Annotated in this window: 20 protein-coding genes; 12 read left to right on the top strand and 8 right to left on the bottom strand. The window is 45.0% G+C overall.

The window, feature by feature from the left end:
* Positions 1-267 precede the first annotated feature (267 nt).
* Entirely contained in the window at positions 268-2118 is a 1851-nt protein-coding gene (locus R7093_RS06010) for an ABC transporter ATP-binding protein (RefSeq protein WP_005374597.1), read from the top strand.
* A 591-nt stretch (positions 2119-2709) separates the two neighbouring features.
* Complete coding sequence (locus R7093_RS06005; protein WP_005383549.1) at positions 2710-3417, top strand: DUF445 domain-containing protein; 708 nt, start codon at positions 2710-2712, stop codon at positions 3415-3417.
* Between the two features lie 102 nt (positions 3418-3519).
* On the opposite strand, the gene R7093_RS06000 is transcribed toward R7093_RS06005, so the two are convergent.
* Together R7093_RS06000 and R7093_RS05995 are read right to left on the bottom strand one after the other, a co-directional pair.
* Positions 3520-3996 carry an Lrp/AsnC family transcriptional regulator gene (locus R7093_RS06000; protein ID WP_005374595.1) on the bottom strand — a complete coding sequence of 159 codons (477 nt, stop codon included), beginning with the start codon at positions 3994-3996 and terminating at the stop codon, positions 3520-3522.
* Positions 3997-4288: 292 nt separating this feature from the next.
* The gene (locus tag R7093_RS05995) at positions 4289-4537 is read right to left on the bottom strand and encodes a hypothetical protein (protein WP_005374593.1); all 249 of its coding nucleotides are present in this window, start codon (positions 4535-4537) and stop codon (positions 4289-4291) included.
* A 358-nt stretch (positions 4538-4895) separates the two neighbouring features.
* On the opposite strand from R7093_RS05995, the gene R7093_RS05990 reads away from it, so the two are divergent.
* On the top strand, positions 4896-5429 hold the full coding sequence (locus R7093_RS05990; protein WP_318146552.1) for a GNAT family N-acetyltransferase: 534 nt from the start codon (positions 4896-4898) through the stop codon (positions 5427-5429).
* Between the two features lie 18 nt (positions 5430-5447).
* Positions 5448-5882 (top strand): hypothetical protein, encoded by a 435-nt coding sequence (locus R7093_RS05985; RefSeq protein ID WP_158155582.1) that lies wholly within the window; start codon positions 5448-5450, stop codon positions 5880-5882.
* A gap of 91 nt (positions 5883-5973) precedes the next feature.
* On the opposite strand, the gene R7093_RS05980 is transcribed toward R7093_RS05985, so the two are convergent.
* Entirely contained in the window at positions 5974-6213 is a 240-nt protein-coding gene (locus R7093_RS05980; protein ID WP_005374587.1) for an RNA recognition motif domain-containing protein, read from the bottom strand.
* Between the two features lie 148 nt (positions 6214-6361).
* Between R7093_RS05980 and R7093_RS05975 the strand changes: the two genes are divergently transcribed.
* A complete protein-coding gene (locus R7093_RS05975) occupies positions 6362-6895 on the top strand; it encodes a GNAT family N-acetyltransferase (protein ID WP_318146551.1) in 534 nt (177 codons plus the stop codon).
* Between the two features lie 124 nt (positions 6896-7019).
* On the opposite strand, the gene putP is transcribed toward R7093_RS05975, so the two are convergent.
* From putP to R7093_RS05955, 4 genes are all read right to left on the bottom strand, one after another.
* Positions 7020-8513, bottom strand: a complete 1494-nt coding sequence (gene putP, locus R7093_RS05970) for a sodium/proline symporter PutP (protein WP_005374582.1) — start codon at positions 8511-8513, stop codon at positions 7020-7022.
* A gap of 136 nt (positions 8514-8649) precedes the next feature.
* A complete protein-coding gene (locus R7093_RS05965; protein WP_005383557.1) occupies positions 8650-9357 on the bottom strand; it encodes a 1-pyrroline-5-carboxylate dehydrogenase in 708 nt (235 codons plus the stop codon).
* A gap of 11 nt (positions 9358-9368) precedes the next feature.
* Positions 9369-12500 carry a bifunctional proline dehydrogenase/L-glutamate gamma-semialdehyde dehydrogenase PutA gene (gene putA, locus R7093_RS05960; protein ID WP_042522267.1) on the bottom strand — a complete coding sequence of 1044 codons (3132 nt, stop codon included), beginning with the start codon at positions 12498-12500 and terminating at the stop codon, positions 9369-9371.
* A gap of 406 nt (positions 12501-12906) precedes the next feature.
* Complete coding sequence (locus R7093_RS05955) at positions 12907-13719, bottom strand: AraC family transcriptional regulator (RefSeq protein WP_176311374.1); 813 nt, start codon at positions 13717-13719, stop codon at positions 12907-12909.
* Positions 13720-14693: 974 nt separating this feature from the next.
* Here R7093_RS05955 and R7093_RS05950 point away from each other — a divergent pair.
* Entirely contained in the window at positions 14694-15413 is a 720-nt protein-coding gene (locus R7093_RS05950; protein ID WP_017820063.1) for a PAS domain-containing protein, read from the top strand.
* A 73-nt stretch (positions 15414-15486) separates the two neighbouring features.
* Here the strand turns inward: R7093_RS05950 and pdxH are convergent, their stop codons facing one another.
* Positions 15487-16122 carry a pyridoxamine 5'-phosphate oxidase gene (gene pdxH, locus R7093_RS05945; protein WP_005374570.1) on the bottom strand — a complete coding sequence of 212 codons (636 nt, stop codon included), beginning with the start codon at positions 16120-16122 and terminating at the stop codon, positions 15487-15489.
* A gap of 115 nt (positions 16123-16237) precedes the next feature.
* Between pdxH and R7093_RS05940 the strand changes: the two genes are divergently transcribed.
* The 6 genes from R7093_RS05940 (at position 16238) to R7093_RS05915 (ending at position 25740) form a co-directional block, all read left to right on the top strand.
* Positions 16238-18112, top strand: coding sequence for an ATP-binding protein (locus tag R7093_RS05940; protein WP_262659789.1), 1875 nt, complete (start codon positions 16238-16240; stop codon positions 18110-18112).
* Positions 18105-19328, top strand: a complete 1224-nt coding sequence (locus R7093_RS05935) for a sigma-54-dependent transcriptional regulator (RefSeq protein WP_005374563.1) — start codon at positions 18105-18107, stop codon at positions 19326-19328. Before R7093_RS05940 ends, R7093_RS05935 begins: the two co-directional genes overlap by 8 nt.
* A 173-nt stretch (positions 19329-19501) precedes the next feature.
* Complete coding sequence (locus tag R7093_RS05930) at positions 19502-20893, top strand: HlyD family type I secretion periplasmic adaptor subunit (RefSeq protein ID WP_005374562.1); 1392 nt, start codon at positions 19502-19504, stop codon at positions 20891-20893.
* Between the two features lie 114 nt (positions 20894-21007).
* Positions 21008-21691, top strand: a complete 684-nt coding sequence (locus tag R7093_RS05925; protein ID WP_005374561.1) for a transglutaminase-like cysteine peptidase — start codon at positions 21008-21010, stop codon at positions 21689-21691.
* Between the two features lie 5 nt (positions 21692-21696).
* The gene (locus tag R7093_RS05920; protein ID WP_005383568.1) at positions 21697-23610 is read left to right on the top strand and encodes an EAL domain-containing protein; all 1914 of its coding nucleotides are present in this window, start codon (positions 21697-21699) and stop codon (positions 23608-23610) included.
* 15 nt (positions 23611-23625) lie between these two features.
* Positions 23626-25740 (top strand): type I secretion system permease/ATPase, encoded by a 2115-nt coding sequence (locus tag R7093_RS05915; protein WP_005374556.1) that lies wholly within the window; start codon positions 23626-23628, stop codon positions 25738-25740.
* Positions 25741-26009: the final 269 nt, after the last annotated feature.

Genomic DNA, 26009 nt, shown 5'->3' with positions numbered 1-26009 from the left:
CACTTTGCAGGTTTGAGCTTTTATGGCACCACGATGAACATGATAAGAATTCATCATAAGAATCAGAACCATAGACAATCACACTCATAACCAACTAGTTACATTTAAGACACAATCGGTTAGACTATTTTTTCGCCCCTCTCGTCAATCGGTCTGCTTTATCGAGGAGCAGGCAAGAAACTCTCATACACGCGGTTTCGTCCAAAGCAGCGTGAATCGATGGATTTAGCCACCCCAAATGGCACTGTTTTAACTTTAGGATGAGTTATGTTTAAACGATTTGAAGGCTTTACAGAGCCGTTCCCCAAATCTACACCGGATCAGCCTCCTTCAGGGATGTTCGCTTTTCTGCGTTATTACACTCGTGGTTATGAAAAGCCTTTGATCATCATGTCTTTGATGGCCACAATTGTGGCTGTTGTTGAGGTAATGTTGTTTGGCGCCATGGGACAACTGGTTGATTGGTTGTCTACCAGCAATCCAGAAACGTTCTTACAAGACAATAAATCGGATTTGATTTTCTACGGAGCCTTATTGCTGGTTGTCATGCCTATATTGGTGATCTTGTACTCGTTGCTCGTTCATCAAACGTTATTGGGCAACTACCCAATGTCTATCCGCTGGCTTGCACACCGGTATTTGCTCAATCAAAGCTTGAACTTCTATCAAGATGATTTTGCAGGTCGAGTCGCAACGAAAGTCATGCAAACCTCATTAGCTGTGCGCGAAACCGTGATGAAAGCTATGGATGTGTTTGTTTACGTTACGGTTTACTTCACCAGCATGATCATTATGTTAGCGACGGCAGACTGGCGTTTGATGATCCCAATGATCGTCTGGCTACTCGCTTACATCGCTATCCAAATCTATTTTGTCCCTAAGCTCAAAGACGTCGCTTCAGCGCAGGCCGATGCACGTTCGACAATGACAGGGCGTATCGTCGACAGTTATACCAATATTCAAACCGTCAAACTGTTTTCTCATAGCCAGCGCGAAACCCAATATGCCGAGCAAGGCATGAAAGGATTTTTGAATACGGTCTATCGTCAAATGCGCCTAGTGACCGGCTTCGACGTCGCTGTAGAGATCTCAAACTATATTTTGGTATTTTCCGTTGCTGCTTTATCGATTTACCTGTGGTTGGATAGTGCCATTAGCGTTGGCGCGATTGCGATTGCTGTTAGTCTTGCATTGCGCGTAAACGGTATGTCTATGTGGATAATGTGGGAAGTTGGCGCCCTCTTTGAAAACATGGGAACCGTTGTCGATGGAATGAAAACGCTCTCTAAGCCTATTGATATTAAAGATAAACCAGGCGCAAAAGACTTGGTTGTCACTGAAGGAGGCATTCACTTTGATAACGTCAGCTTCCATTACGGTGAGAACAAAGGCGTGATTAGCCATCTCGACCTCAACATCAAACCAGGAGAGAAAGTAGGCTTGGTTGGGCGCTCCGGCGCCGGGAAATCGACTTTGGTGAACTTGTTACTTCGTTTCCACGATGTCGAAGACGGCAGCATTAAGATCGATGGACAGAACATCTCAGAAGTCACACAAGACTCTTTGCGCTCAAAGATCGGTATGGTGACCCAAGATACTTCTCTGTTACACCGTTCAATTCGAGACAATATTTTGTATGGCAATCCAGATGCGACAGAAGAAGATTTGCTGAAAGCCACTAAGCAAGCGCATGCCCATGAGTTTATCGAAACTCTGACCGACCCATTTGGTAATGTCGGATACGATGCGCAAGTTGGTGAACGTGGTGTGAAACTGTCTGGCGGCCAACGTCAGCGTATCGCAATATCTCGTGTGCTACTCAAAGATGCACCATTGCTGGTATTGGATGAAGCCACATCGGCCCTGGATTCAGAAGTCGAAGCAGCGATTCAGGAAAGCTTGAATGAGTTAATGCAAGGGAAAACGGTTATTGCTATCGCTCACCGATTATCGACCATCGCACAAATGGATCGCCTCATCGTGCTAGATAAAGGCAGCATCGTTGAACAAGGTTCTCATCAAGAACTCATTGCGAATAACGGCATTTACGCCCAGCTTTGGGCGCATCAAACTGGCGGATTTATCGCTGAAGAGCTAGACAATCAACACGCTTCTTAACGAGTGATAAGCTCAATAAAAACGGCGCTTTAAGCGCCGTTTTTTATTTTAATCCATGGCTAGACGCTCATATAGCCATTGTGGTTTCTCATATATGAAACACTCTCCATGATAAAGCTCACACTTTTTCTGCTAATATACCGCCTCGTTGCGTATCCATTGCAATGAACACAATACAGAGTATTGAGCCGTCTTCATTTGTCATTTCACTTTTTGAGAAACAGCTATACTCAATAGATGGCTTAGTTATTATATTAACAATAAGGTAATTAGCTTATGTGTAAATGTGGTTCAATGCAGATCGTACAACTCAAACCAAGTTGGGCTGACAAGCTATTTGGCTACTCAGAAAGATGGAAATGCCAACTTTGTTGTAAGATCTACCGCATCTAAAATTAAAAATAGAATCTTAGTTTTTCTAAGAAAAAGCAGTGGCCCGACAATGATTGTCGGGTTTTGTTTTTCTGTACATCCATTTTTATCCCTTCGCAACACGGTCACTCATCACGGCAAAACCTAGCATCTCAATGTGACTTAGGTATAGAATCAGGCCCACTTATTTATTCCGATATTCACATATAACTGGTCACTATGAACAAAAGTTTGCTAACGAATGTCCTTGCTATCGCTTTGATGGCTGGAGGTCATCAATTACAAAACGACTATCTTTGGTATGCAGGGCTGTTTGCGTTCTCAGGCGCCATCACCAACTGGCTCGCCATCCATATGCTGTTTGAGAAAGTGCCTGGATTATACGGTTCTGGCGTGATCCCCGCACGATTTGAAGAGTTTAAACTGGCTATCAAAAACCTGATGATGGAACAGTTTTTTACTGAAGCGAACATTGACCGATTCTTGAATAAAGAAATGGCGGGCGGTGTGAACATCGATCTTCAACCAGTAATTGAGAAAGTAGATTTAAATCCAGCATTTGATTCCCTAGTGGAAGTAATTGAAGGCTCTCAGTTTGGTGGCATGCTAGCGATGTTTGGCGGCTCGGAAGCGCTACAACCCATGCGCCAACCTTTCGTCGAAAAGATGCAAGAATCCATCATTGAGTTGAGCAAGAGCGATAACATCAAAGAAGCACTGAAAGAGCAATTCGAATCTCCTGCAATGATGGATGAGATAAAGCAGAACATTGAAGGTATCATCGATCAACGTTTAAGCGAATTAACACCGGCATTAGTTAAAGAAATGGTGCAAAAAATGATTAAACAACACCTTGGATGGCTAGTCGTTTGGGGCGGTGTTTTTGGTGGTTTAATTGGCGTTATCAGCACCTTTATCGGGGCATAATCGCTCACCGATTTATTAAAAAGGAGCTTCGGCTCCTTTTTTAATCGTGAAAAAGTAATATACCAAGCCACGCTAAATAAGGAGGCTCAACACATGCCTCGCCTAACCAAGGAGCTCGGGATTAACACCAAATCCCGTTTTATGTTCTTCTATGACCACTTCACTACGAGTTTGAATCACGCCCGGAAGCGTGCCTAACTTGCTCGACATAAACTCCTGATACGCTTTCATGCTCTTAACACGAACTTTTATCATGGTATCGAAATCTCCAGAGAGCGAGTAGCACTCTTCAATTTCAGGCATCAATTCCACCGCTTTCGCAAACTTTTCAAAAATAGAAAAACTGGTTTGGTCTAAACGAATATGGATGAATACTTGCACATCCAGCCCCAACTTTTCCGCATTCAACTCCGCATGATAACCATTGATATACCCTTCTTTTTCTAGCCGCTTTACACGATCAGAACATGGAGAAGTCGTTAAGTTAATCAGCTTTGCTAGTTCTACAACTGGAATTCTGCCTCTCGAATGAAGCACTCTCAAAATATGTAAATCAATCCGGTCCAATTGATAACTCATTAACCCACTTCCTTGTAACCACTTAGAAAGCATCACATTAATCGTTGCTCAAAAAATTGCAAACCATCAAATGCACAGCATGTGAAATTCAGCAGAGAATAACCAGAAAACAACGAAGGAGGGAAAGAGCTATGATTATTGCCGCTCACTTAGTAACCGTGATATGAAGAGAAAAAGCAACCTAGCGGCTCCCGCGGAGTCGCAAATTTGAAAGCGCATGACACGCCTGTATAGATATGTCGTTCGGGCAACGCCGCCCTATTTAGCCATTAATCATGGCTATCACTCAGAGTTAGAGTGCGGCCGATGTATGCCGTGTAGGATGTGGAACAACCTCTCCAATTGCACGATGATTACAACAACGGCAGTAGTATTGAGGCTCCATCTCGTAATAATGTTCACCTGATACAAATTTCGCCATCAGCTGTGTAAAACTCACCATTTTGCCTGTTAACGAGTCAACAGACTGAGGCTCGCAACGCTTCATAATCACTTTATGTTGCGTTGATTTTCTACAAGCTGCGCAATATATATCCGGCATTTCTCTTCTCCCTACTTTTTCGTCCTACTGACAATTGACATATTTTGTTCAAAATAATTCCACAATTAAAAAGCTCCTTTAATTTTTTGTGCCCTATCTTCAAAAAATTGAACGAAAGTATCAAAAAACTGAGACATTGGTCAGACCTCAACTTTTGTACCATCAATATGAGCAAACGTGCTTATGTGTGTAATAATACGACACATTACACATAAGCAATTGTTCGGGCTTATTATTTAGTAAGGCGCATGACAACTTTACAGCTGGCTAGATCGAGCTTTCGAGACGCCTTGTTATCTTGATTTACCCCGCAAACCAGTTGCTAGCAGCTATAGCCGTCTCATCAAGGAAGAAATGCATGACGATACAACCGATTCTCACTACCGAAAGACTCGTCCTCCGGCCATTCAATATCGATGACTGCCAACAAGTGGCTTTACTCGCTGGAGATAAGCGAATTGCCGACATGACAGCAAACATCCCACATCCTTATGAGCTACCGATGGCGCAAGCATGGATAGATAGGCACTATCCGATGTATCAGCAGCATCAAGGCGTGGCGTACGCTATTACCTTGCGAAAAACTGGGGAGTTACTTGGTGCGGTAAGTTTACCGCGTATCGAAGAGGGGTACGGAACATTAGGCTACTGGGTTGGCGTGCCACATTGGGGGAAAGGCTATGCATTCGAGGCCTCCAAAGCCTTACTCGAATTTGCTCGAATGCACTTTGAGTTAAACGGAATAACCGTGATGCATTTGGTGGACAATCTGCGTTCTAAATCGGTGATCCAAAAACTAAAGATCCCTTACGTCGGTGACAAAACATTGCGCATGCAAGGCAAAGAACGAAAGGTTTGTGTCTACCAACTCACGTTCGTCGCTTCTGAATAAAGTCGAGGGATATGTCGGATGATCATACATGAAACTTCACAAAATCTGCCCAAGAACAACCCTTTATTGCTGGGAACGGTATCGTTGTCGCTGTTCTATTTTTCCGACCTAGCAGACAAGCTCGTCGAGTTTGGACTCGTAGCACTCACAATAATAGGATTGAAACTGCTCTCAACGTACTTCACGCGCCGCGCGTTCAATCCTAAAACGCTAGATATCGATGCAAGCACCAACACCTTGAAGTACCGCCAGGGCTCAACGGTTTACTTCCGTCTACCTCTTGATGACATTGTCAAAGTCCAAATACAGAAAGAGTTCTTCTCTAGCAAAAGTTTGATGCTCTACACAGTCAACGACGCTTACCAAGTGCCGAATTCAGACAATTTCGATTCTCTACAGTTAAAGGATTTAATGAAACAACTTGAAGAGAGAATTGATGATCAATCTCGCTAAAACGAAAAGAGAAGACATTCTAGAATGTTGCCAATTTGGTCTCTAAATAGAAAGACAAAAAAGCCAGCAATAACGCTGGCTTTTCTCTGTATTAGTCTTGTGCGACTTTCACGCGAATTTTGCTTTTTTCTACGTTCGTCAAATTCAGTGCTTCAAGAGCAGAAATGGCTTCTGCTTCGTCCGGCATGATGACAAAACCGAAGCCTTTCGACAAACCCGTGTCTTGATCAAGCACTAGCGAACACAGTTCTACTTTGCCGTACGCTGAGAATAATTTACGGATATCTTGCTCGGTCATGTGACGAGCCAAGTTTCTTACTAAAAGTTTCATAATGAACCTAGTTGGTTTGATAACGGTTCGATTCTCTCAGTTTCTCTCTGGCAAACCAAGTGAATAATATGACGGCGTTGACTAGATCATTCTAAGTACATCTGTTTAAATGATTTTCCGTTCATTTTTCACCCATAGGAGAGTCGGCATGGAAACGAAACGTCTCAAACTCATCCCTGCTTGTTTAGAACGAGCCGAAGAGGCGCATCAAGCTGTCGTTCGCAGCCAAAAGACTCTCGAAGTCTATCTGCCGTGGGTGCCTCATGTGCTGACATTAGAAGCGATGATAGAAGGGACAGAGAAAGCCATCGCAAACTTTGAAGACTTCGAAGAAGAGCTGCGTTACTACATCATTGAAAAGGAAAGTGATCGCTTACTGGGTGCGGTCGGTTTGATGATTCGAGATCCCGACGTACCATCCTTTGAGATAGGTTATTGGTTAGATGATGCTGCCGTTGGCAATGGTTATGTTGCTGAGGCTGTGCTCGAAGTTGAGCGCTATGCGTTTGATGACTTGGGTGCCAAGAGAATCGCAATTCATGCTGATAGCACCAACCAAAAGAGCCGAGCTGTAGCCGAGCGCTGTGGTTATGAGTTCGAAGGAGAGCTCAGAAACGAACGTCTGACTACATCGGGAGAGCTGAGTAACACCGTTATTTACGCCAAAATTCATCGCGACTAACACTCCAATCTAACCGAGCAATGCTAAGCTTTGATCTCAAGCTACCACCATTAACGTTAATTAAGTTTCAGATAAAACAAAGCCCGCTAAAATAGCGGGCTTTGTGTTCATATACGGGAAGTTACTAGTCTAGTTCAACCAGTTTTTTCTCGAACGACTGGTGTTGGTCTAACACGTCTTGCGCAGCACCGCCCGTTGCTTTACTTACCACAATGATAGCAAGCGTAGAGAAGATGATGCCCGGTACGATTTCGTACACATCAAACCAACCGCCAGTTAGCTGCTTCCAAACCACGATAGTGATACCACCAACAAGAATACCTGCTAACGCGCCGTTACGGTTCATACCGCTCCAGTAAAGGCTAAGTACAACCGCAGGACCAAATGCCGCACCAAAACCAGCCCAAGCGTAAGATACAAGACCGAGTACTGAGCTATCAGGCGTCATCGCTAGGAATAGCGCAACAAGCGAAATAACGATAACACCGATACGACCAATCATTACGATTTCTTCAGAAGACGCTTCTGGCTTGAATACTTGCTTGTAGAAATCTTCTGCAAGCGCTGAAGATGAAACAAGGAGCTGTGAGTCAGCGGTACTCATTACCGCCGCTAGGATTGCTGCTAACAACATACCCGCAACGACAGGGTGGAATACTGCGTTAACCAATAGCATGAAGATCTTCTCACCGTCCTCTAGTTGAGTACCCGGATGACCCGTAACCCAAACCAGACCAACAAGACCAACAAGCATTGCACCAACCATAGATAGTGCCGTCCAAATCACTGCGATACGACGTGCAGTCGTTAGATCTTTGTTTGAACGAGACGCTTTAAAACGCGCTAGGATGTGTGGCTGACCAAAGTAACCAAGGCCCCACGCCGCTAGAGAGATAATGGCAATCGCAGACAATGGTTCGCCTTTCGCGTCATTCCATAGCGTTGCAAGTTCTGGGTTGATGTCATGTAGATCAGAACTTAGCTGACCTAAACCACCGTCCATTACCGCTATAGGAACAATCATTAGCGCAGCCGCCATTAGCAGACCTTGCACTAAGTCAGTCCAAGATACCGCTAGGAAACCACCGAATAGTGTGTAAGAAACGACACACACCGTACCGATGATAACAGCGTAGGTATAATCTAGACCGAATACCGTCTCAAACAGTTTGCCCCCTGCGACCAAACCTGAGCTGGTGTAGAAAAGGAAAAATAGAAGAATGAAAAACGCAGAGATTGTCTGAATCAGTTTCGACTTATCGTTGAAGCGACGTGACAGGAACTCTGGCAACGTTAGCGCGTCAGTTTGGATACTGTAGGTACGGAGGCGTTTTGCACTGATGAGCCAGTTTGCCCATGTACCAAGAAGTAGACCGCCGGCTAACCAGAAGGCCTCGATACCCGCAGCGTACGCATAGCCAGGCAAGCCTAGCAGCAGCCAACCACTCATGTCTGAAGCACCTGCAGATAATGCAGCAGGCCACGGACCTAGGCTACGGCCACCTAGGAAGTAGTCAGATGAATTGGAAGTCCTCTTATACGCGTAAACGCCAATAGCAACCATAATCAGTAAATACGCCACAAAAGTGGACGTGATAGCAAAGCTATTTTCTATCATTAGATAGTCCTCGTTATAATTATTTCCTTCCTTGCCTGCCCTGATATTTTACCGTCTCAGCAATACATCAGAGTATAAAAAACCAATCTGGACCGGCTCTCAGTCCAGTTACTCCAGATTGGCATTACAAGTCAGGTTAGTGAGTTTCGTTCCCCAACTCGAGTAGAGTTGCGTTACCACCCACCGCGGTAATATTTATCGTTCGAGTGCGCTCAGTAATGAAGCGCAACGAGAGATGAGGATCATGAGCCAATTTCGGTGACTCTAAATCCGTTTCAGAAACTAAGCCGACGATTGCACCGTCACGCTTAGCTAGTTGAAGATTGAGCGCATGCTCAACCTGTGAACGCCCAACATAACCCACACTACGTACATCGCTCTCAAGCAACGGGGCAGACGCATCGTACGCAACAACCTGGACTAAGTTAGATGGGAAGTTTGCCAACGCTACAGCTTGCTTAACCAATTGGTTTAGCTCTGCATTGTCACTGCAAACGACCACACTGTTGCCTGCAATTAAGGCACAGGTGATCATCGCAAAAGCACTGTATAACGCATTATCAGCAGGCTCGATGTTGTTTTCACAAATCACCAAAGCCACACCGCGTCCTGCGGCATACAGTTCGTTAGTTTCCCCTGTAGGGCCAACTAACTGGTGAGTTTCTGCAAGAAGAGCTGATGCTTGTTGCAAGTGGTAAGAAACCACTTTGGCAACGGTAGACTGCTGCCCTTCTAGTGCAGATTTAAATGCCAGAACATGCTCGCATTTGTAATCAAAATCAGTCAGATTCCACTGCTCCCACGCAGAGAATGCATCTTTAAAATAGGTGATCTGATGAACCATAATGCGACTCCTTATGCGTTTTCTGCTTGAGCAAGAAGATGTTGAGTAAAGCGGAATAGGTAGTGTGGACCACCAGCTTTCGGGCCAGTACCCGACAAGCCTTGACCACCAAACGGCTGTACACCAACCACAGCGCCAACTTGGTCTCGGTTGATGTAGCAGTTACCTACTCGTGCATGTTTCTCAATCCAACGGTACGTGGTTTCGTTACGGCTATGGATACCCATCGTCAAGCCAAAACCCGTTCTGTTGATCTGCGCAACCACGTTCGGTAATTCAGACGCTTTAAAGCGAACAATGTGCAAGATTGGACCAAATTGTTCTTCTTTCAGCACATCGATGCCCGAGATTTCAAACGCACTTGGTGAGACAAAGTCACCATGCTGGCACGATTCATCCAGCTGTAGCTGAGCGACTTTAGTCTGTGTTTTGCTCATTTGCTCAAGGTGAGCGAGGAGTTTTTGTTTTGCATTGCTGTCGATAACCGGACCAACATCTGTTTTGTGTAGGTAAGGTAAACCAACATGCAGTTCATTCATCGCACCCTGAATCAGGTTGATCATACGGTCTGCTACATCTTCTTGTACAAATAGAACACGAAGGGCAGAACAACGCTGACCAGCAGATGCAAACGCCGAACGAATCACATCACGCACCACTTGCTCTGGCAATGCAGTACTGTCCACAATCATTGCGTTTTGGCCACCTGTTTCCGCAATAAACGGAACTGGTTTCGCGCTGCGCTCCGCGAGCGTAACGTTAATGCGTTGCGCCGTTGCCGTTGAGCCAGTGAATGCCACACCAGCAATAGCATCATGAGAAGTCAGTGCATGACCGATCTCAGCGCCGCGACCAGTAAGTAACTGAATCACACCTGCAGGGAAGCCAGCATCAAGCATTAGTTCAATAGCGCGAGCGGCAATTAAGCTTGTTTGCTCAGCAGGTTTTGCAACCACTGTGTTACCCGCAATCAGTGCTGCCGTCACCTGACCAAGGAAGATAGCCAACGGGAAGTTCCAAGGGCTAATACACACAAACACACCAAGACCTTCACGGCTAGAAATGCGTTTCACACCATCAAAGCCTTCTAGCTCAAATGGCTGTAGGTTTTGCGCTTGTTTCGCGTAATAACGACAGAAATCCACCGCTTCACGAACTTCATCAATGCTATCGTGAATCGTTTTACCCGCTTCTTTGTGACAAATCGCCACCAGCTCAGCCAGGTTTTCTTCCATTAAGTCAGCAAGCTTTTCTAAACAAGCCGCTTTTTGCTCAACAGGAACGGTTTTCCAATCAGAGAAAGCAGTTTGCGCCGCATCAATTGCAGCGGAAACGTGATCAAGAGTTGCAAATGCCACTTTGCCGACTTCAATTCGGCGATCGTATGGTGCGGTGATGATCTCAGCCGCATTTTCCTTGATCATGCTTTCGGCAAAGCGTTCACCATTGATCATCGGGCCTGCAACCCACTGGTTGTCCATGAAGCTTTCGACCTGAGCTTCAAATGGCTTCGCTTCACTGTCGATGTCGATGTTGACGCCATATGAGTTCTTACGCTCAGGGAAAATGTCGGCAGGCAATGGAATTTTGTCGTTGTGTAGCGTGTCAAAACCCGTCAACACATCCACAGGGTGATGGGTCAACTCATAAATCGGACAACGCGCATCAACTAGACGGTGTACAAACGAGCTGTTCGCACCATTTTCAAGCAGACGACGAACCAAGTACGGAAGAAGATCAGCATGGCTACCGACAGGAGCATAAATACGTACTGGCTGACCGTACATTTTCATAACATGGTTATAAAGTGAATCACCCATACCATGCAGGCGCTGGAACTCGTATTCTTTGTGCTCCGCCATGACAGCAATTGCCGTCACCGTGTGAGCATTGTGGCTTGCAAATTGTGGGTAGATATTACCGCGAACACCTTCGCTAAGTAGGAAACGAGCACAAGCTAAGTATGCAACGTCCGTCGCTTCTTTGCGAGTGTATACTGGGTAATTTGCATAACCCGCTTGTTGAGACCACTTGATTTCGCTGTCCCAGTACGCGCCTTTAACCAAACGCAGAGGAATAACGTCACCTTGCTCTTTTGCGAGTGCATTTAGCCACACCAAGACTGGTAGCGCACGTTTTGAGTAGGCTTGAATAACCAAACCAAACTTGCCCCAACCTTTCACAAGATCGCTACGGTACACTTTCTCAAATAGCTTCAGAGAAAGCTCAAGGCGATCCGCTTCTTCTGCATCGATTGTGATTGCAACGTCGACTTCAATAGCACGTTTTAGTAGTTGCATTAGTGAGTCATACAACTCTGTCATTACACGTTCTTCATTTGCGACTTCGTAGCGCGGATGTAATGCAGAAAGCTTGATGGAAATCGAAGGCGCAGGGCTGGTGTCGTTACCGTAAGTCTCGCGACCCACCGCTTCGATCGCCATTAGGTAATCTTTGAAGTACTTGTTCGCGTCCGCTGTCGTTAACGCCGCCTCACCTAACATATCAAATGAGTAGGTGAAACCTTTGTCGCGCATTGGACGACCGTTCTTTTGCGCTTCTTCGATCGTACGACCACGAACAAACTGGTGACCCATGATCTTCATTGCCTGATACATGGCTTTACGAATCACAGGCTCAGAGAATTTATTTACCAGACGGTTTACAGCCTGACCTGGGCTCTGGGTGCCTTGCTCACCAAGACCAACCACTTTACCTGTTAGCATAAGGCCCCATGTTGATGCGTTAACAAACACAGAGTCAGAGTTCTTCAGGTGAGATTTCCAGTCTGCGACACTCAACTTATCTTTAATCAAAGAATCTGCTGTCGCGGCATCTGGGATGCGCATTAATGCTTCTGCAAGACACATCAGCAAGATACCTTCTTGAGTATCTAAGCTGTATTCCAGCAATAAAGCATCAATCATCTGGATTGACTTCTTATCGGCACGAATGGCTTCGATAAGGTGGGTCGTTTGGGTAGTGATCGCCGATTTTTCATCCTCTGTCGGCGTCGCTAGTGGCAATAGTTGCTCTAGCCATTGAGACTCGTCCACCATATATAATGGCGAGATCAGTGACCACAACTTATCAAGCGGCTGCCCGATAAATTCCGGTGTCAACACGTTCGTAGCTGTAAACATGTGTGTTCCTCAATCTCACTCCTCGAAAACCGCTTCGAGGATTATCAATGGCTGGCAGTGTATTTTGAGGCCGATAAGAATACTTGTCAAAAACTACGACATTTTTGCCAAAAACTCGCTTTTATAACAAAACATCCACATAGTCACATTCAAATAGGTAATATTTTGTGTTGTAAATTTTAATTTTTTCATTGCATTCACAACAAAATATCAAGAATATCAATAATATTTTTGTGAAGAGCTCGTTCTAAGAGAAAATGTAGGATCAAGTGGCATATCAACCACTGCAAAGAACAGAGAATTTAAAAAAACGAGAGATAGGTCACGTGAATAAAACATAAAAAAACCATGCATAGTGCATGGCTTTATTCTGATTGATGATTATTTGACCTAAAAAAACGCGTTGTTATCCAACTTGTTTTTTATAACGGGAAGGTGATATTCCCTGTAAGCGAGTAAAAGTATGAGTAAAAGTACTCTGGCTTGAGAAGCCAGTAAACTCGGCAATTTGCCCTAAAGAAAGGTGCCCTTGCTCGATTAATTCACGAGCCATGTCGATACGCTTTCCGAGAACATATTGATGAGGTGTAATCCCCATCTGCTCTTTAAACAAGCAATGGAACTGACTTTCCCCAAGAAACACTCGCCCGGCCAATTGAGCCACACTAATCTTATGACTCAGGTGCTGCTCAATGTAACGATCAATCGCCTCCAAATCAAAGCGCGACTCTTTTCGACTGGTCTCAAATGCCGAGATATGGCGCTGCATTAATGCAATCACAGTGTCGTTACACGCACGACTTAACAGCAGGTCATCCGGATGGTTTCGCATTTCCTGAACCAACATCTGTATCAGCTTCTGAATTTGACTATCTAACTGGAAGTAGACATGCTCTCTCTCCAGGTTATTGATTTTTTGAAGCATTTCGGGATCATCATTTGTCGGTTTGGGCATATTCAGCACCAAAATATCCGATTGATTGATGACGCCACCGAAAGCATGATCAGAGCATGCGGTAACCACACAACCTTGACCAGGGCCGACAAGATTACCTCGCCCGCGCACTTCAAATTCGGCTTGCCCTTTTAAACCAATCACGATCTGCGTATAAGAATGATCGTGGCAATCCATATAAGACGGAAGTGTGATCAGCTCCGCCGGCTTTGGCAGCATAATCTCTTGATATGAAAGGATTTTTTGGTTATCTGAGTCACTCATTTTAAACAGTCGTCTTTACACGGTCAGCTTACGTCTTCGCATCATATACCTTCTTTGTTGGGTTGCAACTTTTACCCAACTCAATCGACAAGATCAAATCAGCATGATCAAGTGCATTTACATGATCATAGTTCCGGAACGATGATCATGCGAGGTTAATTTACGGTCAGTGAGCAACCAATTTTATTAACAAAAACGGATAGATAGGCAACACCTTACGTATACATAATCAATCAATGTAAAGATCCTTATTACCGAACAATCTGTTATTTTGTAAAACACCGTGCTCCATATTAGATAACTCGTCCCTGAAACGGATCGAAACCCACTCTTAAACTCAACATAGAGGGATTTCCCCCCTTACTAATATGCTTCTGATTCAATACATTAGTCCTCGAGCTTTAAGATGCATACGATCTAAAGCTCTCGGTATCTCATTGATACCTCTAACTTACTTAGCAGACCCTCGCTAGGTAATTTAGAACCTCTTCTACACGTCGACAAGATTATATCTTGTGTTGCCAGCCCGTCTTCAGGCTGGCTTTTTTTTTTCGCTTCTCAACAATGAAAACAATGGCATAAGCTGATATCATAGCTTTTGTCTCACTGTCCCTCTCATATGCTTAGGTGCTGCTCTTTCGCTCACAAGTGATATGAACGTCAACCACATTACAACTGAGTTGTAGGAAGCATGATCAAGGACGATACGAGTTGTAAGCCGAACATTAGGCGGACATCCGTGAGCGCACATATCTGTAATGAAACAGACCATTTTCCCAATTAAACTCTTCGTTCCATTTCGTCGTTGTCTATGATTACCTGACGAAAACATCGAACACCATGAATTTAATTGGATTGAGCGCCAATCAACGAACGTGTTCTAGCAACGTAACTGCCTACTTGGCAACATCAATACGAGCCATGTAACACGGACGTCTCTGTATTGGTAAAAGCAGTATGTAGTGAGTCCTTTTGTGAATATTTCAGTCGATACCATAGAACAATCCCTCCTTAAACAGCTACCAGGTTGTTGGGGATGCAAAGATAAAGATTCGGTATTCCTATACGTAAACCAGGAATACGCAGAACTGTTAGGGCACACGTCGCCCGAGGAGTGCTTGGGTAAAACTGATTTTGATATGGCCAGCCCAACCACTGAATGCGCGCAAGAATTTCAACGCCAAGATAAACACGTTCTCGAAACTGGCGAGTCACTAAAAATTCTGGATATCCACCCTTATCCAGATGGCCGCTGGCGAGCACATATATTTACTAAAACACCGTGGCGAGATGACAAAGGCGACATCGTAGGCACCATTTTCTACGGAAGGGAACTCACCGACACCGCCGTGATTGAAGTCGGGTATTGGGTTTGTCGTGCAATCAGTACCAACCCAAATCAACAATCCATCTTTCGTTTCTCTGACTTACAACCAAAACCAGAGAAGCTCACATGCCGCGAGCAAGAAACGCTTTTCCTCTTGCTCTATGGCAAAAAGCCTCAATTTATCTCTCAGGTCATGGGCATATCAACAAAAACCGTTGAAGGTCACGTCGCACGCTTACGTAATAAGTTTGCAGCGAACAGCAAGAACGAGCTAATAGATAAAGCAATGGAAGCAGGCTACGGCTCTGTTGTACCCAAAACGCTGCTTAAGCATCAATTATCGGTTGTGTTGAATGGAGAGCGATAATTCGCATCGCTTCTACCTACAAAAACACCGCCCCAATTCGGCGGTGTTTGTTTATTCATGAGGGACCATAAGCCTATGGCGCTAAACGATCAATGTCCCAACTTCCATCATGCTGGGAGAAAAGAAAACGATCGTGAAGGCGATGTTCGCCACCTTGCCAAAATTCGATGCTCTTTGGTTTTACGCGAAAGCCACCCCAAAAGGTTGGTACTGGTATTTCACCCTTAGCAAACTTCTGTTTTAGCTCTAAAAACTTACCTTCCAACACACCTCTGGCAGAAATACGGCTACTTTGTTTGCTCGCGATTGCGGCCAACTGGCTCTCTTTAGGACGAGAAGTAAAGTATTTCATATTCTCTACGGCGGTAAGCTTTTCAGCCACACCAGTAATATGAACTTGGCGCTCTAACGGGTGCCAAGGGAAGTGCAAACTAATATTGCTGTTATGCTCTAGCTGCTGGGCCTTGCGACTGCCTAGGTTGGTGTAAAACACAAAGCCATCTTTGTCGACGTTTTTCAATAGAACAATGCGTTGAAACGGCATGCCATTTTCATCAACCGTTGCAACTGTCATCGCAGTCGGGTCCGTTAAACCCGCTTCAACTGCTTGCTCTAGCCACAGATTAAATTGATCAATAGGATCAGCTTTCAAATCTTTACGACGCAGCCCACCTTTGGTGTACTCACGACGAATATCAGCAAGTTCCATCTTTACTCCTTCACTCGTTTTTGTCGATTGTGCTCCCGATACTGAGGAAATACAAGGACATCATTGTGCTTGTTATCGTTGCCGCTCACAGCATCACAGTGCTTCATTTGATACCATGACACAAAAAACCAGTGAGCCGATCGTGAACTTACTCAACCCCAAAGCCCTACGTCATTTTTTACTGCTACTGAGTGCCGTTGGCATTTCAGGGCTTGCGCTTACTCATCATTACGCAACTCAATACCAACATGATCAATGGCAACAAAAGCTAGAGAGACAAGCCGCGCAAGTGTCACAAGAAGTGGACTACGAACTGGCAAAGTTTGAACAGATACCAAACCTATTAAGTCACGACCCAAGACTACTCAAAGCAGTCGAGCGCGGAACGCCCTCTCAAGAGCTCAACCTACTGTTATCAGATTGGTTGAAGCAAAGTTTGGCCGATACGATTTACGTTCATGACCGCACCGGGTTAGTCATAGCCTCAAGTAACTTTCAGCAAGAAGATACGTTTGTTGGCTCTAGCTTTAGCTATCGCCCCTATTTTAAAAATGCGCGACGCGGTGAGCCCGCTCAATATGTTGGATTAGGCGTGCGCTCGAATAAACGTGGGTACTTCTTCTCATCTCCGCTGTGGGTAAATGAGGAAGTCGTTGGCGTGATCACAGTAAAAGTGAACTTGGAGCAATTAGAACAGCGCCTTTCGCAAACCACGACTGACGTACTCATTACAGATAAACACAATGTCGTGTTGATGAGCAATTTACCAGACTGGCGCTATCGTGCACTTTTCCCACTGTCATCGAGTGCAATAATTGAACTTACCGAAACGCGTCAATATGGCGATACCTTACCCGAATATTTTGGTGAGTTAACGGCACACAGTGGTGTCACGGAGTTTGATGACAATCAATTGCTTCTATCACCGAATTACCTCGCATACGCAACACACTTATTGGATAAAGGGTTTCGCGTAGTTGCCTTAATTAACCACAACAGCGTTCTTGCCGCCGTTTTACAGGCCGATATCGTCTTCCTGATCTTATATGCGCTCATTGCTCTAATTGCGTTAGCGTGGTTCCAAACCCTAGTTAACAAAGCGCGCCTTGCTCATCTCAATGTGAGCCTAGAAGAAAAAGTAGTGCAACGGACACTAGTTCTGAGTGAAGCCAACCAAAAGCTACAACAGACCATCCGCCAATATGAACAAAGCCAACAAGAGCTTAAACAAACACAACAAGAGCTGACGCAAGCCGCGAAATTGGCACTGTTGGGCGAGCTATCAGCCAGTATTAATCATGAGATAAATCAGCCACTTTCCGCACTAAGAACCTATACCGAAAACTCGCAGCGTTTGTTGGCAATGGAAAAATACCCAATGGTCGCCGACAATTTGGGCAAAATGCTGACACTTAATGACACTATTTCGGAAGTCATTGCCCGCTTAAAAGTCTTTACTCGGAAAGCCACGCACGATTCACACAATGAAATCTCAGTACTGCACGACGCGGTACATACTGCCACCAGCATTTTGAGCAACAAGCTTATTAAGCAAGGAGTAACACTAAAAGTTCCGGCCATCGACTATGATGTGAAGCTGGCCATTCACAGCGTTGAATTAGAACAAGTGCTGATAAACCTCTTCCACAACGCCGCACAAGCGATGGAAAACCACTGTATCGATCCGCAAATATCCATTGCTGTTCAGTGTCATGATGACAGTTGCGACATTCTTGTTTCCGATAACGGACCAGGGATGTCAGACGAAGCCCTAGCAAAAATCTTTGATCCATTTTTTACGACTAAGCCAGAGGGCTTAGGATTAGGTTTGACCATCTCCAAACGCATTTTAGAGAGCTATCACGGCTCCCTCTGTGCCTATAAACATCAGAACACAGAACAACAAGCAGGAGGCATGACCTTTATCGTGACGCTACCAATAGTCAATCAGAATAAACGTACCCCAGAAGTGGAAAACGACCATGAATAACTCAGTTTTCTTTGTTGATGACGAACCACACATTCGTGATGCCGTGTCTCAAGCCCTGCTGATTGAAGGGATAGACGTCACCTGCTTACCAAACGCAGTAGAAGCCTTACGCGTAATCGACTCAAATACGCCTGCGATTATCATTACCGATATCCATATGCCCGTGATGGATGGCTTGGAGTTTATGCGAACTTTGCGAAGCAAAAACGATCACTTTCAATTCATCGTACTTACTGGACATGGAGATGTGAAAACCGCGGTAGATGCGATGAAAAGCGGCGCGTACGACTTTCTAGAAAAACCGTTTTCAACGGAACAGCTCATGAAATCGCTCAACAATGCCAGCGATAAACTGAACTTGTTGCAAGAAAACATCTGGCTTAAGAAAGAGCTCGACATGCAAACTCATGTTGGTCCGAAAATGATTGGTCACAGTAAGGCCATGGTTAGTATTCGTCGCGCCTTGATCAGTGCGCCTACAAGCCAGCCGCTCATTTTTGTAGGTCAAGATGGTACGGGTCGGCGACTCGCTGCACAATTTGCCCACGACATACATGCAACACCAGATAGTGAGCTAATCGCCGCTTCTGGTGAAGACCTCTATGAGCTTTCATTAGAAGCGCTCGACAAAGCCATACACCGCTTAAGTGAAGGAAAACGCCACTGCAGTTTGTACTTACATAGCGCAGAGCATGTATCATTTGAACAATGGGAATACTTGTTCAAGCACCCGAAACTTGAACGTGTTTTTGGCGCGACCACCCAAGCCGAGCCACCTCTAAAATCCCTGGCGACTCTAATTCACTTACCGACGCTCGATGAAAGAAAGGAAGATATAGGGCCTTTATACAAGCACTTTGTGCGCCACACAGCGAGCCGATATCAGTTACAGCCGCCACATATCAGCCTAGAAGAGGTCAAACACCTCACCAGTCTCGAATGGCCAGAAAACGTTAAGCAGCTACGCCAATTTGCTGAACTTCGTGCCCTCAAGCCAGATACTTTTAGAATGGAAGATTGGAACAGTGAGAAAAGTCTTGAAATTCAGAGTATGACTCAGCGCACAGAATACTTTGAATATTGCTTGTTATTCGATGCATTGCAAAGACATCGCGGCAGACTCAAAGAGGTTCAACTAGAATTACAGGTATCACGCAAAACCTTGTACGACAAACTAAAAAAACATCAGTTGGATAAAGCCAAGTTCAAGGCGTAATAGCTATACTCCGGCGCTAATTATGCTTTTGTTTGATTTAGAAAGTGTAAGAAAGCTCATTTGAAGAGAGAATAACCCTCTTCTCATATTTTATTAGCCGAGCATGCTGACATGATCGGTTAATAATAATAAGATCAAAAAGATAATCCGTAATTATATAAGCAGGGACTGTGATGAGCCGAGATAACTACAACAAACTCAACGATGAAGAGTTGGATTTTGTTGATGACAAAACTGCAGCATTGCTCCTCAATACCCCCAACAGCGCGCGTTTTATGCTCTGGGTTATGGTGCTATTTTTCATTGCAGCAATAGGTTGGGCATCTTGGGCTGAAATCGACAAAGTCACGGTTGGTCAAGGCAAAGTGATTCCCTCCTCACAGATACAAGTAGTCCAAAACTTAGAAGGTGGCTTAGTCAAAGAAATCTTGGTCAAAGAAGGTCAGTTGGTTGAAAAAGGCCAACAGTTACTGCTTATCGATGACACCCGCTTTCGCTCAGATTTTCGTGAACGTGAGCAACAAGTTGCCAACCTTACCGCATCTGTGCTGCAACTATCCGCTTCTATTAACAGTGTTGCCGTTAATCGTGATTTTGAAACTGAAAACTGGCGTCAAAGTGTACTACTTGATTACGGTAAACTGACCTTCCCACCAACCTTGGAAGAGACTCGACCTCAACTCACACAGCGTCAAAAAGCAGAATATCGCGAAGATCTAGATAATTTACGCAACCAACTTTCTGTTATTGACCAACAAGTGCAGCAAAAGCAGCAGGACTTGGTAGAGATCCAAGCACGAGTAAGGAACTTGCGTCAAAGCTACCAATACGCGAAAAAAGAACTCGATATCACCAAACCTTTGGCAGACGAGGGCGTTGTTCCTCGTATTGAACTGCTCAAATTACAGCGCCAAGTCAACGATACCCGTCGTGAAATGACGTCCAGTGAGCTCAAGATTCCCGTATTGCAATCAGCGATTCGAGAATCCATGCTCAACCGTATTGATGTTGCACTCAAATTCCGCTCTGAACAGCAAGAGAAACTCAACAGCGCCCAAGACCAGTTATCTGCTTTGGTTGAATCAGCGGTGGGCTTGGAAGATAGAGTAAACCGAACGGTTGTGAATTCGCCAGTAACAGGCAAAATCAAAACACTGAACATCAATACTGTCGGTGGTGTTATCCAACCTGGTATGGATATCGTCGAGATCGTACCAACAGAAGACACACTATTGGTAGAGGCGAAAATTGCGCCAAAAGACATCGCATTTTTACGCCCAGATCTTCATGCTATCGTGAAATTTACAGCTTACGACTTCACAAAGTACGGCGGTTTAGAGGGAGAGTTGGAACATATCAGCGCGGATACCACTCAAGATGAAGAAGGCAACAGCTTCTACATTGTTCGTGTACGCACCGAAAAAACAAACTTTGGTCAAGATGCAGATTTACCAATCATTCCAGGAATGACAGCATCGGTCGATATCATCACAGGGAAGCGAACCGTTTTGGAATATCTACTTAAACCGATTTTAAGTGCCAAAACGAACGCCTTGAAGGAGTAAACCACATTAAGATACTCGCGATAGGGAGTATTGAGCGATAAGTGATTAAATAAAAAGCACTTATTTCTCACTGACGAACTCTCTAGAAGAGTATACTTGTGATACGAGTCGAATATGCGATCCAATTTGCAGCGTAAAGTTACATTATTAATCAGCTTAAGTTGTTTGTCGTTCCAACTTGGTGCGCTGAACAGTAAAGAACAACGATGGGTCAATACGGTCACAGCGGTGTACGGCGAACGTGCGGGATTGCGCGTAAATACATGGCGAAAGAACCTCGACTTATTTAAACAATTAGAGACTCATGAACAGCTCGCTGGCGTTAACGACTTTTTTAATCAGCTGTATTTCGTTGACGACATAAAACTGTGGGGAAAGACAGATTATTGGGCTACGCCACTCGAATTTTTAGGGAGTAACGCAGGAGACTGTGAAGATTTCACTATTGCTAAGTACTTCTCTTTACTCGAGCTAGGAATACCAGATTCAAAGATGCGGTTAATATACGTAAAAGCCATCGAACTGAATCAGTTTCACATGGTATTAGCTTACTACCCTACCCCAAGTTCTGAGCCGCTCATTCTCGATAATATCAATCCTGACATTGTCCGAGCCTCTAAGCGTAGCGACTTGCTACCGATATACAGTTTTAATGGTACAAACCTGTGGTTGATGAAGTCATCTGCTAGCACTGGAGAGCTGGCAGGGAAAGCATCACGGTTGAGCCTTTGGAATGACTTACGCTCGCGCGAACGTAAGTTGCAGTTAAATAAACCTAAAATTAACTATGACGAGTGAGAAACATGACCCTATATAAGAAGCTTGTGGTGGGGATGGTTACGGTCTTTATACTCTTGTTGGCATCAGTATTCGTAATCCAATTCAACACGACTCGAGACAGCTTGGAGCAACAGCAACGTTCAGAGGTCAACAACACTATTAACACCGTAGGTTTGGCATTGGCTCCTTACCTAAAGGACAAAGATAAAGTCGCGGTTGAGTCCGTGATTAATGCTCTGTTTGACGGCAGCACCTACTCAGTTGTTCGCCTTACAGCATTAGATTCTGACTACCAGATCGTGCGTACCTACCCAGTTAAACCAAGTACGGTGCCACAATGGTTTATCGACATGAATCTATTTAAAGCGATTCACGATAAGCGTGTTGTGACCAGTGGTTGGATGCAGCTCGCCGAAGTAGAAATCATTAGCCACCCAGGCGCAGCTTACGAGCAGCTCTGGCAAGGTTTTATTGGCTTGCTGTCTGTATTCAGTGTCATTTTTCTAGCTGGTTTAGTGGCAATTTCATACATCCTACGTCGCTCGCTAAAACCATTAACGGCCATCGTAAATAAAATGCATGAAATCGCGAATAACCAATTTGGTGAACCGCTTGCTCGTCCAAGAACCAAAGATCTTATCGCGGTGGTAGATGGCATTAACATGATGTCTGCTCAAATTGAGCTATCATTCAAAGAGCAAGCCAAAGAGGCGCAACGTCTGCGTGCTCAGGCTTACCTCGACCCTATATCTAAATTGGGTAACCGCTCATTCTACATCAACCAAATTGACCAATGGCTTGCAGAGCAAACGCAAGGGGGTATCGCGCTACTCCATGCTGAATACATTGGGGACATTTACGAGACCAAAGATTACCAACGCGCAGATGCCCACGTTAAAGAACTGTCTCAACGTTTGAAAAACACCATTGATGTACCGGGTGCCACGATTGCTCGCTTGTCTAGTGATGAGTTCGGCTTGCTTTTCCCTCATATGGATGAGAGCGAGTTACGCATTTTATCGGACAGCATCGTCAATTGTGTGAACGGCCTAAATACTGACCCAACAGGCTTAGCAAAACCTAAAGCGTCACTAGGGGTTGCACACAGCAAAGATCAGAAAACGCGTTCTGAAATCCTCTCGATGGTGGACAACGCACTATCGAAAGCCAAAGCGCAACCAGACAAGCCATACGGCTTCATTGGCAGTGATACACCTTCTAGTTTGATGGGTAAACAGCAATGGAAAGCGTTGGTTGAAGAAGCCATTCATAGTGATTGGGTTAAATTCCGTTTCCAAGCTGCGAAAAACACATGGGGTAAAGTATTCCACAACGAAGTATTTTCAAGCATCGAAAAAGATGGTGAAACGTATCGTGCGAATCAATACCTATTCGCACTAGAACAGTTAGACGCCACCAACATCTTTGACCAGTATGTCATTGAATCAATGATTAAGATGCTAGAAAGTGGTGAACTTAATGACCCAGTCGCGATTAACATCGCGCAAAGCAGCTTATCTCAACCATCGTTTATTCGCTGGACAACTAGCATGCTGGAAAAACATGCCAAAGTGGCCTCTAAGCTACACTTTGAAATTCCAGAGGAATGCTTTATCGATCAGCCTCACCACACAGCACTGTTATGTAATGCCATTCGCCAATCAGGTGCTGAGTTCGGCGTAGATAACTACGGACGTAACTTCCAATCTTTGGAATACATCCAAGAGTTCCGCCCGAACTATGTGAAGCTCGATTACCTATTCACACACAACTTGCACGACGAAAAACAGAAATTCACGCTAACGTCGATCTCTCGTACTGCCCACAACCTTGGTATTACGACTATCGCATCGCGTATCGAAACTCAAATCCAGTTGGATTTCCTCACTGAACATTTTGTTGAGGTATTCCAAGGATTCATCGTCGACAAGGAATAAAAAGGTTTATCAACGATGAAAGACCCTTTACTGAATTCGCTCATCTACGTTAGCCGTTACTATGGGTTAGCTAACTCGCCAGAAGCGCTAGTCAACGGACTACCGCTATCTGACGGTAAACTGACCCCATTTTTGCTACCAAGAGCAGCGGAAAGGGCCGGATTGGTTGCCAAGGAAAACCGCGCAGAGCTGGAGAGCATCTCCAGCCTAATTCTGCCGGCAATCTTAGTTCTTAAAGGCGGTGACTCTTGCGTTCTCAACAGCATCAATATGGAGAAACGCGAGGCCGAAGTCACCACCCTAGAAAGTGGAATGGTGCCGATCTCTATTCCATTAGAAGACCTACTTGAGCAATACACTGGTCGGTACTTTTTAGTTAAAAAGCAATTCCGTTTCGATGAGCGCTCTCCCGAAGTGCTCAAAACCAACGAAGGCCACTGGTTCTGGTCAACCTTGTGGCAGTCAAAACGCATCTACCGCGATGTTTTAATCGCATCACTTCTCATCAACCTCTTTGCGGTTGCCGCTCCGCTATTCACTCGCTTGGTGTACGACAAAGTGGTTCCGAATCTTGCGTTTGAAACCCTATGGGTACTAGCAAGTGGCATCTTTGTCGTGTTCCTGTTCGACTTCATTCTCAAGTCGCTGAGAAATTACTTCATTGATGTGGCGGGCAAGAAGTCTGACATTCTGATTTCATCCAAACTGTTCAGCAAAGTGATGGGGATTAGAATGGAATCGAAGCCGCCTTCGGTCGGTGCCTTCGCTCGCCATTTACAAGAATTCGAATCTATTCGAGAGTTTTTTACTTCAGCGACCGTCAGTGCTCTCATTGATTTGCCTTTTGCCATTCTGTTCTTAGTGATTATATGGCTAATGGCTGGCGATCTTGTGTATGTACCGATGGTGGGCGTGGTCATTTTGATTATTCACTCGCTACTGATACAAGGGCCGCTGCGCCGCTCCATTGAGGAGGGTTCACGCCTAGCATCGCAAAAATATGCCAATTTGATAGAGAGCTTGGCTGGGTTAGAAACCGTAAAAATGCTCAGTGCGCAAAGCCAATTCCAATACCGCTGGGAAGAGGCAGTTGCGCACATGGCGAACTGGAATATAAAAAGCCGCCGAATTACGGATAGCATTCAAAACGCGGCAGGTTTTGTCCAGCAAAGTAGTAACGTAGGGATGATCATCCTAGGCGTTTACTTAATTGCAGAAGGCGACTTAACCATGGGCGGTTTGATTGCCGCAACCATGCTTAGCGGCCGCGCGATTGGTCCTTTGGTTCAGTTATCCTTACTCTCTACGCGCTACAACCAAGCGAAGTCTTCTATGACAATTATCAATCAAGTCATGGAAATGCCGGATGAACAAGAAGAAGGTAAACGTTACATTCACCGTCCAATAGTACAAGGCAAAATTGAACTTGAACGCGTGACCTTCCACTACCCAGACTCACCGGTGGCGTCGATTCGAGATTTGAGCTTGACCATTAACCCAGGCGAAAAAGTAGCGATCATAGGCCGTATCGGTTCGGGTAAAACCACGTTAGAGCGTCTCATCATGGGCTTGTATCAGCCGACGGAAGGTCATGTTCGCATTGATGATACCGACATCGCACAACTGCATCATGTCGACATTCGCCGTAATATTGGTTGTGTGCCGCAAGATTCGAATCTGTTCTTTGGTTCTATCCGCGACAACATTACGCTAGGTCGCCCATTAACCGATGACCGTGACGTACTAGACGCAGCGAATCGTGCCGGTGTTACTGCGTTTACGCAATCTGACCCAGCGGGCTTAGAACGCCAAGTTGGTGAAGGTGGTGCAATGCTTTCGGGTGGTCAACGTCAAGCAGTCACGATCGCTCGTGCATTTTTGGGTCGTCCTCCTGTTCTACTCATGGATGAACCAACCAGTGCGATGGATAATCGCTCAGAGATGCACATTAAACATCAATTAGCACAGTTGAAACCTAGTGAAACGCTGATTCTGATTACGCATAAAACGTCTATGCTCGACATCGTTGATCGCGTAATTGTGATGGAGAAAGGCAGCATCATCGCAGATGGCCCTAAAGCGCAAGTGCTGAACGATTTGAAACAAGGCAAAGTGCGTGCGGTTAGCTAGCCTGAATTCACATTGATAAAAGACAAGGGCCCCGTTTAACTTGTGTTTAACGGGGCTTATTTTATTGTGAGCCCGAGATAATTAAGTTCTTCAAGCGCGACCCAAACGAGTACAAGGCCAACAATCACGAATAAAATCATAATCGCCTTTTCATCTTCTTCCATTTTTCAACGCCCTAAAAGCTATTTCAATTAATACACCTTAGGTTATCAGGACAAAAGTCATATTCAGCTCGTTTATAAGGAACTAGCGTCATAGAATGTCGGATA

This window comes from Vibrio sp. 1580, assembly GCF_033340055.1.
Note: the sequence above shows the minus strand (reverse complement) of the source record. Positions and strands in the feature narration are given on the sequence as shown.

Excerpts from the sequence above, each read along its gene's own strand:
- R7093_RS05975 (WP_318146551.1), top strand. The coding sequence starts at position 6,362 with ATGGAAACGAAACGTCTCAAACTCATCCCTGCTTGTTTAGAACGAGCC.
- R7093_RS05935 (WP_005374563.1), top strand. The coding sequence starts at position 18,105 with ATGAATAACTCAGTTTTCTTTGTTGATGACGAACCACACATTCGTGAT.
- R7093_RS06005 (WP_005383549.1), top strand. The coding sequence starts at position 2,710 with ATGAACAAAAGTTTGCTAACGAATGTCCTTGCTATCGCTTTGATGGCT.
- R7093_RS05995 (WP_005374593.1), bottom strand. The coding sequence starts at position 4,537 with ATGCCGGATATATATTGCGCAGCTTGTAGAAAATCAACGCAACATAAA.
- putP (WP_005374582.1), bottom strand. The coding sequence starts at position 8,513 with ATGATAGAAAATAGCTTTGCTATCACGTCCACTTTTGTGGCGTATTTA.
- R7093_RS06010 (WP_005374597.1), top strand. The coding sequence starts at position 268 with ATGTTTAAACGATTTGAAGGCTTTACAGAGCCGTTCCCCAAATCTACA.
- R7093_RS05985 (WP_158155582.1), top strand. The coding sequence starts at position 5,448 with ATGATCATACATGAAACTTCACAAAATCTGCCCAAGAACAACCCTTTA.
- pdxH (WP_005374570.1), bottom strand. The coding sequence starts at position 16,122 with ATGGAACTTGCTGATATTCGTCGTGAGTACACCAAAGGTGGGCTGCGT.
- R7093_RS05990 (WP_318146552.1), top strand. The coding sequence starts at position 4,896 with ATGACGATACAACCGATTCTCACTACCGAAAGACTCGTCCTCCGGCCA.
- R7093_RS05930 (WP_005374562.1), top strand. The coding sequence starts at position 19,502 with ATGAGCCGAGATAACTACAACAAACTCAACGATGAAGAGTTGGATTTT.
- R7093_RS05915 (WP_005374556.1), top strand. The coding sequence starts at position 23,626 with ATGAAAGACCCTTTACTGAATTCGCTCATCTACGTTAGCCGTTACTAT.
- R7093_RS05940 (WP_262659789.1), top strand. The coding sequence starts at position 16,238 with ATGACACAAAAAACCAGTGAGCCGATCGTGAACTTACTCAACCCCAAA.
- R7093_RS05980 (WP_005374587.1), bottom strand. The coding sequence starts at position 6,213 with ATGAAACTTTTAGTAAGAAACTTGGCTCGTCACATGACCGAGCAAGAT.
- R7093_RS05920 (WP_005383568.1), top strand. The coding sequence starts at position 21,697 with ATGACCCTATATAAGAAGCTTGTGGTGGGGATGGTTACGGTCTTTATA.
- R7093_RS05955 (WP_176311374.1), bottom strand. The coding sequence starts at position 13,719 with ATGAGTGACTCAGATAACCAAAAAATCCTTTCATATCAAGAGATTATG.
- R7093_RS06000 (WP_005374595.1), bottom strand. The coding sequence starts at position 3,996 with ATGAGTTATCAATTGGACCGGATTGATTTACATATTTTGAGAGTGCTT.
- R7093_RS05925 (WP_005374561.1), top strand. The coding sequence starts at position 21,008 with ATGCGATCCAATTTGCAGCGTAAAGTTACATTATTAATCAGCTTAAGT.
- R7093_RS05965 (WP_005383557.1), bottom strand. The coding sequence starts at position 9,357 with ATGGTTCATCAGATCACCTATTTTAAAGATGCATTCTCTGCGTGGGAG.
- putA (WP_042522267.1), bottom strand. The coding sequence starts at position 12,500 with ATGTTTACAGCTACGAACGTGTTGACACCGGAATTTATCGGGCAGCCG.